The 17,299-nt window shown below is 61.8% G+C and carries 10 protein-coding genes; 3 read left to right on the top strand and 7 right to left on the bottom strand.

The window, feature by feature from the left end:
* Positions 1–4: 4 nt before the first annotated feature.
* From HUU46_19355 to rny, 7 genes are all read right to left on the bottom strand, one after another.
* The gene (locus HUU46_19355) at positions 5–961 is read right to left on the bottom strand and encodes a hypothetical protein (protein NUM55804.1); all 957 of its coding nucleotides are present in this window, start codon (positions 959–961) and stop codon (positions 5–7) included.
* A gap of 16 nt (positions 962–977) precedes the next feature.
* Positions 978–2,114: a glycosyltransferase family 4 protein gene (locus HUU46_19350; protein ID NUM55803.1), complete on the bottom strand. Its 1,137-nt coding sequence runs from the start codon at positions 2,112–2,114 to the stop codon at positions 978–980.
* A 329-nt stretch (positions 2,115–2,443) separates the two neighbouring features.
* The gene (locus HUU46_19345; GenBank protein NUM55802.1) at positions 2,444–2,803 is read right to left on the bottom strand and encodes a DUF5615 family PIN-like protein; all 360 of its coding nucleotides are present in this window, start codon (positions 2,801–2,803) and stop codon (positions 2,444–2,446) included.
* Positions 2,800–3,036, bottom strand: coding sequence for a DUF433 domain-containing protein (locus HUU46_19340; protein ID NUM55801.1), 237 nt, complete (start codon positions 3,034–3,036; stop codon positions 2,800–2,802). The genes HUU46_19345 and HUU46_19340 overlap by 4 nt, the downstream gene beginning before the upstream one ends.
* A gap of 110 nt (positions 3,037–3,146) precedes the next feature.
* Positions 3,147–6,707: a chromosome segregation protein SMC gene (smc, locus tag HUU46_19335; GenBank protein ID NUM55800.1), complete on the bottom strand. Its 3,561-nt coding sequence runs from the start codon at positions 6,705–6,707 to the stop codon at positions 3,147–3,149.
* Positions 6,708–7,184: 477 nt separating this feature from the next.
* Positions 7,185–7,967 carry a TIGR00282 family metallophosphoesterase gene (locus HUU46_19330; protein NUM55799.1) on the bottom strand — a complete coding sequence of 261 codons (783 nt, stop codon included), beginning with the start codon at positions 7,965–7,967 and terminating at the stop codon, positions 7,185–7,187.
* Between the two features lie 13 nt (positions 7,968–7,980).
* Positions 7,981–9,534 carry a ribonuclease Y gene (rny, locus tag HUU46_19325; GenBank protein ID NUM55798.1) on the bottom strand — a complete coding sequence of 518 codons (1,554 nt, stop codon included), beginning with the start codon at positions 9,532–9,534 and terminating at the stop codon, positions 7,981–7,983.
* A gap of 1,459 nt (positions 9,535–10,993) precedes the next feature.
* Between rny and HUU46_19320 the strand changes: the two genes are divergently transcribed.
* From HUU46_19320 to HUU46_19310, 3 genes are read left to right on the top strand one after another with little or no spacing between them, the layout of a single operon-like run.
* On the top strand, positions 10,994–12,310 hold the full coding sequence (locus HUU46_19320) for a DUF1501 domain-containing protein (protein NUM55797.1): 1,317 nt from the start codon (positions 10,994–10,996) through the stop codon (positions 12,308–12,310).
* A gap of 12 nt (positions 12,311–12,322) precedes the next feature.
* Positions 12,323–14,710, top strand: a complete 2,388-nt coding sequence (locus HUU46_19315; GenBank protein NUM55796.1) for a PPC domain-containing protein — start codon at positions 12,323–12,325, stop codon at positions 14,708–14,710.
* 40 nt (positions 14,711–14,750) lie between these two features.
* Entirely contained in the window at positions 14,751–17,177 is a 2,427-nt protein-coding gene (locus HUU46_19310; protein ID NUM55795.1) for a DUF1549 domain-containing protein, read from the top strand.
* Positions 17,178–17,299 lie beyond the last annotated feature (122 nt).

Genomic DNA, 17,299 nt, shown 5'->3' with positions numbered 1-17,299 from the left:
GCCCTCACTCCGTCACGGGGACCGGGCTAGACTGCAAATCGACGGGCCGGTCCTGAAGTGAAGGGGCCGGCGCCAGCGGCACGTCCAAACGCCGCAGCACCGTTCGAATCTCGCTCGTAAGCGTGTCCGCAAGTTCGCCGCGTTCCTTCAGGAATCCCGGGCCATTGTGGCGGCCCGTCGCGAGCGGCATCAGATGCACTCCCGCTATCGTCTTGCAGATTTCCGCCTGCGCCGCGTCGGGTCGGCAGCGCTCCCCGTAAATGATCGTGCCCGTCGGCCGCGGGTTCGCGTCGCGATAACGCGGGTACACGTCCCACATGCGGTCCGGCGGAATCGTTCGGTTCAGCGTATGTTTGATGACATTCGCGGCCAGCGCTACAAGAATGACCTCGAAGTAATCGAGCGGTCGCGTGAACAACAGCCCTAAGTCCGCAATTGCGCGCAGTTGGTTTCCCAGCCCCGTCCATACCGTTTCGGGAAACGCCGGGCTAAACCCGATCACGTGATCGAAACCGCACCGCGTGCCAAAGTAAAACGCCGCGCTGCCGCCGCCCGACGCGCCCATCGCGATGTTCACGCGCGCGCCCAACTGCCGCTTCAGTTCGTCCACCTTGCGCGTGTAGTACTCGAGGCCGTCCGATTCGCCGCTGGGCGAATTGTGGTATGCCGTCCGCCGCAACTCGCGAATGAACACAAAGTTCGTCGGGTGCCCGATGCCCTCGAGTTGCTTGCGAAACTCGAACCGCGGTTCTCCCGCGAAGAGCACGTCCATTCCCGAAAACACGAAGATGGTCACGTCCGCGCCGTTGTCGTAGATGCGGAAGTACTCGTTCTCGTCGGTAATCGCGCTCCCCCCCTCGAACATCTGGAACGTCCCTTCCTGCTCCATGTTCCGCGCAAGGCTCGGCAGGAACAGCTTGGTCAGAATTCGGAAGAGCACCTCTTTGATCTGAAGGAACACGTCGATTCGCCTTACATTACGCCCGCCGTTCCTCGAGAACGGCCTCATAGCCCGTCAACACTGCGCGCGCCTGCGCCTCGAGCGAAAACGTCGAAACCGCCTTGTTCCGCGCGGCGCGGCTCATGCGCTCGCGGCGCGGCCTGTCTGTAGCCAGCGCGCTCAACGCCCGGTACAGCGCCTCCGGCGACCCGTCGCAAACGAATCCGTCCACACCGTCCGCTACGATCTCGGGAAGCATCCCGCGCTCGGAAACGACCGCGGGCTTTCCCATCGCCATGGCCTCGCGCACTGCGCGGCATGTTCCGTCGCTTCCGGGAACGAGAAAAACCTTGGTGTCGAATGCGCCCAGCACGCCAACGTAGTCGTCCCCGCTGACGTAACCCGGAAAATGGACCCGATCGCCCAGCCCAATGCGGCGCGCGGGGACCTTCCCCACGGACTCCTGGTTCGTGCCGCGACCCACTACTATAGCATGCGCATCAACGCCCGCGTCGGTCAGCAGCCGCATCGCGCTGAAGAAGTCCTCGTATCGTCTATGTGTCTGCATACGCGCCACGATGCCGATAACAAACGCCCCCGCCGGAATTCCAAGCTTGCCCCGGCCATCGGGTACTTCACGGGCAGGGTCGAATCGCGCCACATCTATAGCCCCTGAAACTACTTGCATAGACCCCAGGGGATACCCGTAGGTTTCATGGTCGTGCCGAAGCGCCCGCTGCGACGGCTGGAACAACCGCGCCGTCCGGCGGAGTAGCGGCCGGTGGCGCCGGGGCTTGGACAGTCCCAGACCCTCGTAACTGCTCCGGACCACGGGGATACCGCGAACGCGGGTCGCGGCCAGGGCGATACGATGGTCGTTATCCAAATGGCAATGAATCAGGTCGTACGGCGACCTATCCAGAAACCGCGCCAGCGCCCGCGCATCCAGCCAATTCACTACCGGATTCTCGTGCTTGCTCAAGCGTAAATCGAGGATGGGTTCGATGCCCCGCGCCCGCGCCGTATCAAGCAACGTGTGCGCGCGCCCCGTCGGCAACGCCGGAAACGCCAAGTCTACCCCCACCCCAAGCGACCGCAGCGTGACGCAAAGGTTCAACGCCAATTCCGCCGGCCCGGTAAACTTCGCGTTGCTGAAAAGGTGGAGGACGTTCATTCTAACTTGGGCAGCGCGAGGGATGCACCCGCGCAGATCAGTACTCGAAAATCGTCGTCTTGCCGCAGGTTGGGCAAAGAGGGCTAACGACTCTCGCGTTTGTGTTCCGGCCTTCGCCCGAAATGATGCCAACAACGCAATACAACGGTGGTCCTTCGCCGGGTTCTGATTGCGGCATTTCCGCGTCGCAGTGGACGCCATTTCGAGGAAATGGACGGTCGTAGTCTTCCGGGCGCAAGTCTCTGGTTGCTTCAGCGGGCGCCGCCCGGATTTCATGCAGACGGTCCATCATGTTACTCACGGTGGATCACCTCGCATACCTGGTTGATTCAGGAACTTGCCCGGCTCCGGGTAACGCTCTGCGCCACGTCACGCATCGTGACGAGCAGGTTGGGCCACTCCGTTTCGCCGAACTGGCTAATGGCCTGCATGATGCGCGAGTGAATATTGTGCCTGTTCGGCCGCCGAAGCCTCACAATTAGAACTCCATAATGCGCGGACTGTCTGTATTGCGAAAACCCTTTGTCCGTCGTAATCAGTGTACGTGTCTCGCCTTGGGCGAGAGCCCACAGAGCGGTGTCGGGCAGTCCTTCCCGCTCGGTTCCACGAATGTCCAGCACGTCGTGTCCCAAATCACGTAGCGCCCGAACGGTCATCAATGGAATGTGCTCGTCAACGATCAGTTTCATGCGCCCGCGGACAGTGCGTCAAGCGGAGTGATCTGTTCCTCCGCCAACGACGCTCCGTAATCCAGACAGGCCAGAATGTCTTCGTGCGTGAGGGAGGGATACTCCGTAAGGAGTTCCGCTTCGGTATCGCCGTTCGCCAACATACGCAGAATGAGGTGCACCGGAATTCTCGTACCTTTCACGCACGCCTCTCCATGACATATATTCGGATCGATCGATATGCGCTCGGCCATCTTCCAGACTCCTGCTGTCGTTCAATTCTCTACGATTCCTCAGGAGTTCGCAACACCAAACGACCAATGGGCGTTTCCAGGAAAGTCTCAACGTATGCCGCTTCGCGATGCTACTTCCCGTCGAACTTCACGCTCACCAGTTGTGAAACGCCGCGTTCCTGCTGCGTGACGCCGTAGAGCGCGTCCGCCTTCGCCATCGTCTGCTTGTTGTGCGTGATGACCACGAACTGGCTCTGATCGACGAACTCTTCAAGCAAACCCAGAAAGCGGCCGATGTTCGCGTCATCGAGCGGCGCGTCCACCTCGTCCAGCACGCAAAACGGGCTCGGTTTGGCCTTGAAAATACTGAACAGCAGCGCGACGGCAGTCATCGCGCTTTCGCCGCCTGACAACAACGATATCGACGTCGGCTTCTTGCCCGGCGGCCGCGCTTCGATCTCGATGCCGCTTTCGAGCGGATCGTCCTCGTCGATCAGGTACACGCGCGCCTGACCGCCGTTGAACAAGCGCCGGAAATAGTGGCCGAAATTCTCGCCAATCCGGTTGAACGTGTCCATGAACATCTCGCGGATGCGCTTGTCGCTGCGCTCGATGACACCCAGCAACGCTTCCCGCGCCTGGTTCAGATCGCGCATCTGCGTTTGCAGAAAGGCGTGCCGCTTCTCGAGCTCCTCGTATTCCTCGATCGCCGTGAGGTTCACATCGCCCATCTTCTGCAGCCTGCCGCGGATGTCCGCGACCATCTGCGTGCGCGTTTCTTCGTCGTAATCGTCCGTGCCGACCTGCTCCGCTTCGAGCGCGGCGAGCGACACCGCGTACTCGCTCGCGATCCGCTCCTGGAAAAAGCCCACGCGGTCTTCGTCGTGCCGCAATCCCATCTCGATGCGGTGGACGTCCGCCTGCGCCGCGCGCGCGATTTCGCGCTGTTCCTTGAGTTCCTTGTCGAGCGCTTCGGTTTCGTCCAGCAACGTCTGCAACTGGTTCTGCGCTTCGACGGCCTTCTTGCTCGCTTCCTCGCGCGATTCCGAAAGCGACTTCGATCGCTCGATTTGCTGCGCGATCTCCGCTTCGACCGTCGTCTGTTCTTTCGTCAACTGCTCGATCAACTGATCGCGTTGCTCCGCCGCGGCAAGCGCCTGATCGCGGTCGCGCGACTCGCGCTGCCGATCGCGCTCGATTTCCTCGAGCCGCTGCGCCAACGCCGCCTGCTGCACGCGCAAGTCCGCCAACTCGCTCGCCAACACGGACAACGCTTCCCGCGCCGCTGACGCCGCCTCCTGCGCGTCCGACATTTCAATCTGCAACGCCTCGTCGCCGCTTTGAATCGTGTCCGCGCGCTGCATCGCTTCCTTGCGCTGGTCCTCGAACTGGTTGCGCCGCGAGCTCAGTTCGTCGCGTTGGCGATCAAGGCCGTGCGCGGCGTCCACCACGTTATCGAGTTCCGTGCTCTGCCGCGCGATATCGACGCCGAGATCGTTGATCTCCTTGCGCAACGTATTGAGGTTCGATTCGAGTTGCGCAATCTCGGTCGAGGCCGCCGCAATCGCTTGGTTGATGCCGTTGCGCTGATCGACAAGCCCGCCAAGGTCCTGTTCCATCGCACGCGCGCGTTCCTCGAGTTCGGCGATTTCCGCGCTGCGCCCGAGCAGGCCGCGGCTCTCGTGCTTCGTCCGGCCGCCGGTAACCGCGCCCGCGGACGACACGACTTCGCCGTCCAGCGTCACGAGGCGCGGGTGGTGTGCCCGGCCACGTGTAATACGGATTGCATCATCCAGCGTCTCGACGATCACCGTGCTGTGCAAAAGGTATTCGACGGCGCTCCGCAGGCGCGGTTCATAGCGCACGAACCGAATCGCCGGGCCCACTACGCCCGGCTGGCCTTCGAGCGCATCGCTGTCGTCGCGCATGCCCCCGCGCATCGTATCGAGCGGAAGGAACGTCACCCGCCCCGCCGTATTTCGCTTCAGAAATTCAATCGCCTGCTTCGCGTTGTCCGCGTTTTCCGCGACGACGTTGTTGATGTTGCCCCCAAGCGCCGCCTCGATCGCGCGCTCGTATTCCTTGTCCGACGAAAGCAAATCGCCGATGGGACCGACGATGCCGTCCAGCTCGCCCGCGTCGCGCGCCTTCATTACCGCGCGCACGCCAAACGCAAACCCCTCGTACGTGTCGCGCAATTCGCGCAACGACCGCAAACGCGCATCGACGCTGCTCTTCTCCTCGCGCATCGCGCGCCAACGCTCGTCGACTTCCTGCAAACTCTTTTGGTGCGCCGCCCGCGTTGCGGCCGCCTGTTCGCGCCGCGAATCCTGCTCCGCGTACGACGCCAGCTTTTCCGATTCGGAACGCCGCGCCGTTTCGAGCACGGAAAGCAGTTCCTCGCGGCGTTTCGTCAGCCGGTCCTGGTTCTCGTACAACGCCTCGAGCAGTCCGTCAACACTCGCGATGCTTTCCGCCAACGTCTCCAACGCCGACTGGGTGCGCGCGCGGTCCGTGACACGCTCCGTCACCTGCGCGCGGATTTGTTCGAGCCGCGCGTCCGCCTCCGCTACATGTTCCGACGCCGCCGCATGAGCGGCGTTCTTGTCCGCGATGGCCGTTGTGCACGCGTCGATCTCCGCGCGCGCGACGACGGCGCGTTCGTCTGTCTGCGCCGTCTGCGCCGCGAGCGACGCCGCGCGCGCCAGAAGCTCGTCCCGGTCCGTGCTCGCTTCGTCGCAACGGCTCTTCGCGTATTCGATTTGCTGGCGGTGCAACGCGATCTGCCGCTCGATCTTCTCCATCTCGGACTCGATCTCGTACACACCCTGCTGCCGCGCAAGGCGCACACGCTCGACCTCGAGCCGCTGCAGCGCAAGTTCCTCGTGCCGCGCTTCCAACGTGGAAATCCGCGCCGAAACGCCCTCGTACTGGTCCCGCGCGTCCGCAAACTGAGCGCGCAACGACTCGATCTCCGCCGTCAGCCGCACGAACTCGAGCCACGCCGCGCGAATTTCGATCTCGCGCAACTGCTCGCTCAACTCCCGGTACCGTATCGCCGCATTCACTTGCCGTTTGAGCGAACGCATCTGGCGTTCGACCTCGTTCACGATGTCGCCGAGTCGCAACAAATTTTGTTCCGCCGATTCGAGACGCCGGATCGCCAGTTTCTTGCGCGTCTTGTATTTGATGATTCCCGCGGCTTCCTCGAACAGATAGCGGCGGTCTTCGGGCTTCGACGACAGAATCATGTCCATCTTGCCCTGGCTCACCATCGAATACGCCTGCGTGCCGATACCCGTGTCCATGAACATCTCGTGGATGTCCTTGAGTCGGCACGCGGCCTTGTTGATGAAGTACTCGCTTTCGCCCGAGCGATACACGCGCCGCGTAATCTGCACCTCGGAAAAATCGACGGGGAGCGCCGAATCGGAATTGTCGAACGTCACCGACACTTCCGCCATGCCCGCGGGATGCCGGTTCTCGCTGCCGTTGAACACCACGTCCTGCATGTGCGAACCGCGCAACTCTTTTGCGCGCTGTTCGCCCAACACCCACCGCAGCGAATCCAGTATGTTGCTCTTGCCGCAACCGTTCGGACCGACAATCGCGGTGACACCCGGTTCGAGCCGCACGACCGTCCGGTCCGCGAACGATTTGAAACCAATCAGCTCAAGCTGTTTGAAGTACATCTATATCAACCAACCCTGTCTCAACGAGTCGGCCCGAATCATCGTGCTCGTGCTCGTAATCGTGCTCGTAATCGCAATCGCTTCACTCGCTACGGAGTTTCCACTTCGTAACGCGCCCGTGACTTCTCCGACGAAGTCACCCGCTTCGCGTGACGAAGGAAGGAAAAGCGTTGCTTTGCCACTTCGCGGTCTCCCGGCGCCCCGGAAAGAATGCCAACTACCCTTGAAATACCTCGCGAGTGCACACGCCCTCGTTAGATCGATTCTGCCAAAGATATCCAAGATATTTTGCACTTCTCGCGTAAGCTCATTGGCTTAAGTGCGTTAGTTCTTTGAAATCTCAAATTTGAAATTGATTGACCGAACTCATTGGTTACCGCTACGCCGCGCTGCGTCCCTCGGGTCCCTTTAGTCCTTTGCGTCCGCGTAACCGTCAGTCTCCGTATTCAATCCAATCTGACACGCAAGGTTGCATGGCTATCCGTTCTCTCTATACACCCGCTCGATCGTATTCGCCTTGCCGCTCGCATCGTCCGCATCGATAATCACGCCGCACAGCGCGGGCCGCCCCTCCGCCACCGTATGCTTCCCCGGCAGACCCGTCGTAAACTTGCGAATACTCTCCGCGGCGTCAAGACCGATAACCGAATCCTGCGGCCCCGTCATTCCAACGTCCGTAATGAACGCCGTGCCCTTCGGCATGATGCGTTCGTCCGCGGTCTGCACGTGCGTGTGCGTGCCCACAATCGCCGTGCACGCCCCGTCAAGGTGCCACGCCATCGCGGCTTTCTCCGCCGTCGCCTCCGCGTGAAAATCGACGAGCACCACCGGCGTCTGCGCGCGCAATTCGTCGCACACCCGCTTTCCCGTCGCAAACGGGCAGTCGAAGGGCTCCATGTATACGCGGCCAAGCAAACTCACAATGCCCGCCCTGCGTCCGTCCGGCAGTTCCACAACAACACTGCCGCGCCCCGGAACGCCGGCGGGATAATTCGCCGGCCGCACAACCAACGGTAACGCATCGATTTCCGGCAGCAGTTCCTTCTTGCGCCACGTATGGTTGCCCATCGTGACCGCCTGGACCCCGGAATTCACCAGTTCGCGAATAACCTGCGGCGTCGCCCCCAGACCGCCCGCGGCATTTTCCCCGTTCGCAACCGCCAAATCAATCCGCTGCTCTTCGCGCAACGCGGGCAACAAGGCCCTCACACACTCGCGGCCGCTGCCCGCGACCACGTCGCCGATGAACAGAATCCGCATCCGCGCGCGGCGCCTACTTCGCCATTTCGGTGGCGCGCGTCTCCCGGACCACGGTCACCCGAATCTGACCCGGATACGTCATCTCCGCTTCAACCTTGCGCGCAACGTCGCGTGCGAGCTGCAAGGCCTCCGCGTCGCTGATCTTCTCCGGCAACACCGCAATGCGCACCTCCCGGCCCGCCTGCAACGCGTACGACCGATCGACGCCGGGAAATTCGTTCGCAATCTTCTCGAGTTGTTCGAGCCGCTTGATATACGTCTCGACCGTCTCGCGCCGCGCCCCGGGGCGTGCCGCGCTCAACGCGTCCGCCGCCTGCACCACCAGCGCCATCACGGTCTTCTGCTCCATCTCGTTGTGGTGCGCGCCGACCGCGTTCGCAATGAACTCGTTCTCCCCGAACTTCTTGCAGAAGTCGTGCCCAATGACCGCGTGCGAACCTTCCATCTCGTGGCTCACCGCCTTGCCGATATCGTGAATCAACGCCGCGCGCTTGCACTCCGCAATGTTGATGCCAAGTTCCGCCGCCATGATCGCCGCAAGGTGCGCCACTTCCATCGAGTGCTTCAACACGTTCTGACCGTACGACGTGCGGTACCCAAGCCGGCCCAGCAACTTGATCAGTTCCGGGTGCAGTCCGTGCACGTCCACTTCGAGGCACGCCTGCTCGCCCATCTCCTTGATCGTCTGCGCAAGCTCTTCTTTGACTTTCTCGACCACTTCCTCGATCCGCGCGGGATGGATTCGCCCGTCCGCGATGAGCCGTTCGAGCGAAATCCGCGCAACTTCGCGGCGCACCGGATCGAACCCCGACAAAATCACCGCCTCCGGCGTGTCGTCGATAATGACGTTGATACCCGTCGCCGATTCCAGCGCGCGGATGTTGCGCCCCTCGCGTCCGATAATCCGGCCCTTCATTTCGTCGCTCGGCAGCGGGACCATCGACACCGTCGATTCCGTCACATGGTCTGCCGCGCACCGCTGGATCGCCTGCCCGATGATCCACTTCGCCTTCTTGTCGGCGTTTTCGACCAACTCCTCCTCAACGCGCTTGAGCCGCAGCGCGGTGTCGCGCCGTACCTCGGTTTCGAGTTGGTGGAACAGTTCCTTGCGCGCGTCGTCGGCGCTCAGACCGGATATGACTTCCAGTTTCTGCGTCTGGTCGGCGATGAGCGCTTCGAGCCGTTCGTTCCTCTTCGCAAGCGATGCGTCGCGCTGCGCAAGTTCCCGGTCCTTCTGGCCCAGTTCTGCCGCCTTCTTCTCCAACTGTTCCGCGCGCTTGTCAACAGTCTCCTCTTTCGCCAATATCCGCTTCTCTACCGCCACCAACTCCTTGCGCAGTTCCCGCGCCTCTCGCTCCGCCTCCTCGCGAAGCTGGATGCGCTGTTCCTTCAGTGTGGTGTTGGATTCCTTGAGGATCGAGGCCGCTTCTCGTTCTGCATCCGAGATGGTTTGGGCCGCCTGGCGGCGCGCCGTTCCCATCAAATTCCTGCCCATGACCTTGGCGCCAACCGTAGTCGCAATAACGCCAACGAGTATGCCGGCCCCAATCCAAACGACGATCATCATCGTTGGATCGAGCATGGAAAAACCTCCGTCCCAAAACAGGGATAACTTCTAGACCCGGTTCGTCCCCGAGACGGACCAGAGGGAGGAGGCCCAGCGGCGAATAAACGTAACTAGCTGTCAGTTATGACTTTGGAAAGGGAAAACCCTTGCTCCGCCAACACTTCCCAACGCTAAGAAAACCGCTGCCGCGGTAAGCTGCACGCATCCGGCCAATTCCCCTGTCACGAGGACATCGCGAAGCGAAGCCAAGGACTTCGCCCCGCCCAAGTATAGGTACACCCTCGCGTAATGTCAATCTAAAGCAAATCGAGATATAACGTAGCCGCGTTTTCGTGCTCGTGCTCGCAATTTGTCCTCCGAAGCCGATCCGGTGAAGGAGGATCGTGCTCGTAATCGTAATCGCACACTCGATTTGCACCGAAACCTACCGGACATGTCGGCTACGACATTTCGCAATTTGCGCTTACGCAAGGCCCCGCTCCCCAACGTTCCATCCCGCCCCCAGGCGGCTGTCCACCCGTTCATTTCCTCGACGTACGAGCAACGAGGCCACCCTCATACCCACGCCGTCGGCTTCGCGATCATGACTGCCCCGTTTTCGAAATAGACCAATCATGCCCCATCCCTTCTGGGCCGTCCAAACCGTTGGCCCGGATTCTTCACGCGAACAGCAAAGACGTGTACAATCCATTGCGTCACACGAAGTTCCATAGGTTCCCGCCTTTACAGGGTGTTCGCGTGAAGAATCCTCCCGCCATGCGCTCAAGGGTTTACTCGTGAGCATTTCTCACCGCACCGAAGGGATTTTACATCCACTGCGATGTCGTGGGGCGGGGAGAAATGCGGGTTATACCGATTCTGCCGAAGATATCTAGAAAATCCTGCGCATCTCGCGTAAGCTCTATTGCGTCAACGAGTTGCTTACTCAAATTCTGAAATTTCAAATCTGAAATTGATTGACAAAACTCTTCGGCTGCGGCCACAAGCCGCGCACCGTCCATTCTTGGTTCTCATACGTCCGTCTCACAACCAATATTGACACCTGTACCGACATCCGTCCGCCTAAATCACCGCCCGGCAACGACTCGTAATCGGAATCAGCCATTTGGCTTGCATCCAAGAACGACCCGCCAACCGCCAACCTCCGGGAATATTCCCCGCCCCCGAACCGGCGGCTACCCCGGCTCCCCGCAAGATCCACCCAAAAACCCTCACAAAACCCTTACATTTCACTCCGGACGTATACCTGATATTCCATGCAACTTTGGGCCTCGGTTCGGGTATACTATGGGCCAGTGCTACAAGGGGAAGGTGTATCCGGTCCGGCAAAGGCCGCTACTCGCGAGAAGGTGGCAGTACCGGCAAGACGATTGGATACCCTCGTACGATGAAATAGTTTCCCGAGAGCCGGATTCGGTCCCGGCCGCGGTGGGGAATTACCACGGAGGTTGCTGTACCAATGGAACGTTGCGATTCAGTTGGATGCCAAGGCTACCACAGAATGCTCTCGAGCTCCCGGCGGGACTTTCTCAAAGTGGGGTTCATCTCCGGCCTCGGGCTCACCTTAGGCGACTACTTCCGGTTGCAGGACGCGCAGGCCGAGAGCACCGCGAAAGCAGAGTCGTGTATCTTCATCTACCTCGCCGGCGGCATGAGCCACGTCGACACCTTTGACCCCAAGCCCTACTCGCCGATCGAATACCGCGGCGAACTCGGCTTCGCCAATACCAATACCGGCGACGTGTTCGGCGCCGCAATGTCCCGTCTCGCGCAGCAGGCCGACAAGCTCGCCGTAATCCGCTCAATGACGCACGGCGAAGCGGCCCACGAACGCGGCACGCACAACATGATGACCGGCTTTAAGCCAAGCCCCGCGATCGTGTACCCGAGCATGGGCGCGGTCGTTTCGCACGAGTTCGGTCCACGCAACGATCTGCCGGCCTACGTTGCGGTCCCCGACGCGAACACCTTGTTCATGGGTACCGGCTACCTCAGTTCCGCATACGGCGCGTTCGCCGTGGGGGGCGAGCCGGTGAACCAGGGATTCCAGGTGCGCGATCTCAATCTCGCCGGCGGCGTGTCGCCCGAACGCATGGAAGGCCGCAAGGGCCTGCTCAACGCAGTTGACAGCCACTTCCGCTCGATGGAAAAAACGGACGTGCTCGAAGCGATGGACAGCTACTACCAGCGCGCCTACGCCCTCATCAGTTCGCAGAACGCGCGCGAAGCCTTCAATGTCGCCGCCGAACCGGACGCGATGAAGGACGCGTACGGCCGCACCGCGATGGGCCAGCGCCTTCTGTTGGCGCGCCGCCTCGTCGAAGCGGGCGCGCGCTTTGTCTCCGTCGTGGACGGCGGCTACGACATGCACGTCAACGTAAAATCGGGGATGCAGAACACCGGCGCGCAGATGGACCAAGGCGTCGCAGCCCTCATCTCCGACCTGGCGTCGCGCGGTCTGCTCGAAAAGACGCTCGTCGTGCTCTCGACCGAATTCGGACGTACGGTCCGCATCAACAAGGACGCGGGCCGCGACCACTGGCCCAAGGCCTTCAGCGTGGTCATGGCGGGCGGCGGCCTTAAAGGCGGCACGATTCACGGCGCGACCGACGCCTACGGCTCCGAGCCGTCGAAAGACCCGGTCGGACCGGCCGACATTTCCGCGACGGTCTTCAACCAGCTCGGCATCGATATTCACAAGAAACTGATGAGCGACGGCAACCGTCCCATCGATCTGGTGCGTGACGGCAATGTCATCGCGCCGATCGTTGCGTAGAGGTAAGCCGCAATGCGTAGTGGAACCCGGGCCGCCTTGGGCGTGGCCTTCAGCATCGTCCTATTTTCCTCCGCCGCATCGGCGGTAGCTCCAAGCCTGGGCGATATACTGCCGCGCGGCGCAGCCCGCGGTGGCACCGTCGAAGTCGATTTCCACGGCGGCAACCTCGCCGACGCCTGCGACGTCATGTTTCACGATCCCGGCATCACCGTTGCCGAGATGGTCTCGGCCGAAGCGGGCAAAGCGCGGTTCAAGCTCAACATCGCGCCGGACTGCCCGCTCGGCACCCACGCGCTCCGCGTGCGCACCAAGTCGGGCCTCACCAACCTCAAACTCTTCAGCGTCGGCGCGCTCACCGAGGTCGACGAAAACGAGGCCGCGAACAACGATCAAAAAAACCCGGTCGTGTTCCCTCTCGGCACCACGATTAACGGCCAGGTCACCAACGAGGACGCCGACTACTTCGCGTTCGATCTCAACGCGGGCGACAAACTGTCCGCGGAAATCGAGGCCATTCGTCTTGGTGGTCCGCTCTTCGATCCCAAGCTGCGTTTGTTCGACACCGCGGGCCGCGAGATCATCGCGGAAGACGATACGCCGATGATGAAGCAGGATGCCGCATTCGTCCACGAAGTGAAGGAAGCAGGCCGCTACGTCATCGCCGTGAGCGAAGCCGCGTTCGGCGGCGGCGGCGGGTTCTACTACCGCCTGCACGTCGGCAAGTTTCCGCGTCCGCTCGCTGTGACGCCCATGGGCGGCGCGCCGGGATCGGAAGTGAATGTCTCGTGGCTCGGCGATCCCACCCTGACGGCGCAACCCGTCGCCGCTCCCGCCGATTCCGTGATGCCGACGGTCGTCTTTGCCTCGAACGATTCAGGCGTGTCTCCCACCCCGGTCCCCTTCCGCGCAAGCCCATTGCCAACGACGCTCGAAGTCGAACCCAACAACGACGCCGCAACCGCAACGCCCGCGCCCGCCGCCGCGCCCGTCGCCTTCGACGGCGTTATCAATCAAGACGGCGACATCGACTTCTTCAAATTTGAAGGTACCGCCGGCCAGGTCTTCGACGTGCGCGTCTATGCCCGCGAAATGGGTTCGCCGCTCGACAGCGTCGCCGTTTTACTCAATCCGTCGGGAAGCGCGCTGGCGAGCAACGACGACGCAATCGGCCCCGATTCCTACATGCGCGTGACGCTCGCGGAGACCGGCACCCACGTTGTCTACGTAAACGACCACCTCTCGCGCGGCGGGCCGACCTTCGCGTACCGAATCGAAATCGCGCCGGTTTCGCCTTCGCTCAGCTTCAGCACGTTCCTCGGCGTCGGCAACTACGAACCGGCGAACATGGCCGTCCACGCCGGCAACCGCAATTTCATGCTGCTCAACATCGCGCGCGCGGAATTCGACGGCCCGCTCAGTCTCGCGTTTGACGGGCTGCCCCAGGGCGTCACCGCGGACTTCGATCCGATCGCCGCGGGACAGACTCAGGTCCCCGTCGTCTTCTCCGCGGCGCCTGACGCGCCGGTCGCCGGATCGATGGTCACGCTGAACGGCAAGCTCGAACAGGAAGGCGCGAACGTCACCGGCGGTCTCAAACAGGACGTCGTCCTCATCTATGGCGACAACCTCGTGGTCTTCCAGACGCGCCGCGTCGAGAAACTCGCGACCGCCGTCGGCGAAGCCGCGCCGTTCTCGATCGAAATCGTCCAACCCAAGGTTCCCATCGTGCAGAACGGTACGATGAACCTGAAAGTCGTCGCCAAACGAAGCGAAGGCTTCACCGCACCCATCAATTTGCGCACGTTGTGGATGCCCGGCGGCCTTGGAGCGGGTACGGCAGACATCCCCGAAGGCGGCACCGAAGCGGCCATCTTCATGAACGCGAACGGAAACGCCGGCGCGGGCACATTCCGCATCGCCGTCATCGGCACGAGTTCGGGGTACACCGTCAGCACCCCCCTCACCCCCATCACTATCGCCGCGCCCTGGGTCACCTTCGACGTCGCCACGGCCGAGTCCGAACAAGGCAAACCCGCACAGTTGAAAGTCACCGTAAATCAGCAACACGAATATGCCGGCAACTTCAATGCGGAGTTGCTCGGCCTGCCGAAAGGATGCACGACGGGACCGCAGCAATTCTCGAAGGACACCAAAGAACTGGTGTTCCCCATCGAAATCGCCGCGGATGCGCCCGTCGGCAAGTTCGGAAATCTGTTCGTGCGCGCGGTTATCCAGGCCGAAGGCGAGGACGTCCTGCACCAATGGGGCGGCGGACAACTGCAGGTCTTTGCGCCGTTGCCTCCCGCCGCCGCGCCCGCGCCGGAGGCCCCGAAACCGGAAGAAAAGAAGCCCGACGAACCGGAAAGAAAGACGCGGTTCCCCGTCGCGGCGGCAGGGTAAACTCGATTTGTACGATAGCGGAAAGACCGGAGATGTAGCCGTGAGATATCTGAATTACTTCAGTTCGCTCGTTGCGATCGCGACTTGCGCGGCATCGGCATACGCCGATCCGTTCGCTGTATACCCGTCGGCGATTTCGCTCGAAAACCAAACCGACGTCCAACGCCTGATCGCCGTCGAATCGCGCGAAGACGGCGTGACACTCGATCGCACGCCCGATATCGCCGTAACCTTCGACAAGGAAGGCGTTGCGAAGTTCGAGAACGGCGCGTTCATCGCGGTTGGCGATGGCGAAGCGGTCGCAACCGTCACGCACGGCGACAAGTCCGCCGCCGTGCCCGTGAAAGTGACTAACGCAGCACTCAATCCGGAAGAGAGCTTTAAGAACGACGTCGAGCCCGTACTCATGAAGGCCGGCTGCAACGCCGGGTCCTGCCACGGCAGCGCTTCGGGCAAGAACGGGTTCCGTGTATCGCTGTTCGGCTTCGACCCCGGCCTCGATTACATCAACCTCACGCGCGACAACCGCGCGCGCCGCATGAACGCCGGCAGTCCCGCCGAGAGTCTGTTGCTGCAAAAGGCCACGGGCGACGTCGTGCACGACGGCGGCTCGCGCTTCGAAAAGAACACGCCGCTGTACGACACGCTCCACAAGTGGATTTCCGAAGGCGCGAAGAACGACCCCGCGCCGCCGCCATCGCTGACCGGCGTCGAAATCCTTCCCAGGTCCGCCGTGCTCGAAGGCGCGGGCGCGCAGCAGCGATTCGTCGTGCGCGGGTTGTACTCGGACGGTTCCGATCGCGACGTCACAAACCTCGCGATCCTCAGTTCGAGCGACGACTTGACCTGTCCGCTCGACGTGCCCACTGCAAAAACCACTGCCGCCGATCCCGGCGAGGGCTATATCATGGCGCGCTACGGCAGTTTCGCCGTCGTGTCGAAAGTCATCGTAATCCCACAGGGCCTTACGATGGCGTGGCCGGAAGACGCCAAGCCCGTCAACTACGTCGATGACTTCATCTTCGACAAGCTCAAGAAACTCCGCGTGCTTCCCGCGGCGTCCTGCGACGACGCCACCTTTGTCCGGCGCGCGTATATGGACGTTCTCGGCATCCTGCCCACCGCGGACGAGACGCGCTCCTTCCTCGCCGACACTGCGGCGGACAAGCGCGCGAAACTGATCGACACCCTGCTCGAACGCCCCGAGTTCAACGAACTCTGGGCCATGAAATGGGCCGACCTGCTCCGCGTGCAGACAGTGCCCAACCAGGTCGACCGCAAGGCGCTCAACCGCTACAACGACTGGCTGCGCAACGCCATCACGACCAACAAACCCATCGACCAGCTCGTCCGTGAACTCCTCACCGCGCAGGGCGGCAACTTCACCGAACCCGCCGTCAACTTCTACGTCGCCGAGCCGAACCCGCTGCAAATGGCGGAAAACGTCGCCCAGGTATTCATGGGCATTCAGCTCAAATGCGCGCAGTGCCACAACCACCCCTTCGAACGCTGGACCATGGACGATTACTACTCGTTCTCCGCGTTCTTCGCGCAGGTGGGGCAAAAAGGCTCGAGCGACCCGCGCGAACGCATCGTGTTCGACCGGCGCGGCGGCGAAGTCAACCACATCAAAGACAACCGCGCCATGGCGCCCAAGTTCCTCGGCGGCGACACGCCGGATTGCACCGGCAAAGACCGCCGCACCGTTCTCGCCGATTGGCTCACCGCCCCCGACAATCCGTGGTTCGCAAAAACCATCGGCAATCGCGTGTGGGCGCAATTCTTCGGCCGCGGCATCACCGATCCGCCGGACGACGTCCGCGTCACCAACCCCCCCACGCATCCCGAACTCGAGGACGCCCTCGCGAAACGATTGGTTGAAGTGAAATACGATCTGCGCGCGCTCGTCCGCGACATCTGCAATTCGTACACGTACCAGATGTCCACGCAGCCGCGGAACGAAACTGTCACCGACAAGCGCAACTTTGCGTATCAGAATGTTCGCCGCCTCGGAGCGGAACAGTTGCTCGACGCAATCGCCAAAGTTACCGAGAGCAAAGTGAAGTTCCCCGTCCTGCCGCTCGGCGCAAACGCCGTCCAGGTCGCGGACGGCAACAGCGGCAATTACTTCCTCGGATTGTTCGGCCGGCCCGCGCGCTCGACCGTGTGTACGTGCGAGCGCCGCGCCGAGCCCACGCTCGCGCAAGTGCTGCACCTCATTAACGGCGACACGATGACCAACGCGCTGAACGCGTCGGGCGGACGTCTCGAAAAGCTCGCAAGTTCGCAACTGACCCCGGCTCAAATGGCCGAGGACATCTGGCTAGCCGCCTACTCGCGGACGCCGACGACCGACGAACAGGCCTACGTCGAGAACTACGTCAACACCGCCGCCGACAAAAAGGTTGCGATCGAAGACGTCATGTGGAGTGTGCTGAACTCGAAAGAGTTTGTCTTCAATCACTGAGTAAATTTGAATAGGTTCCGGACCTCTTTATCCCGAAGGGATTACGGCGCGCAGCCCAGGGTACGAAATAGCCTTTGTCGCGGTGTCCGCTCTTTATCCCGAAGGGATTACGGCGCGCAGCC

Source organism: Candidatus Hydrogenedentota bacterium (assembly GCA_013359265.1).
Taxonomy (GTDB): Bacteria; Hydrogenedentota; Hydrogenedentia; order Hydrogenedentales; family SLHB01; genus JABWCD01.
The sequence above is the reverse complement of the archived record's forward strand: the minus strand, read 5'-3'. Positions and strand labels throughout refer to the sequence as shown.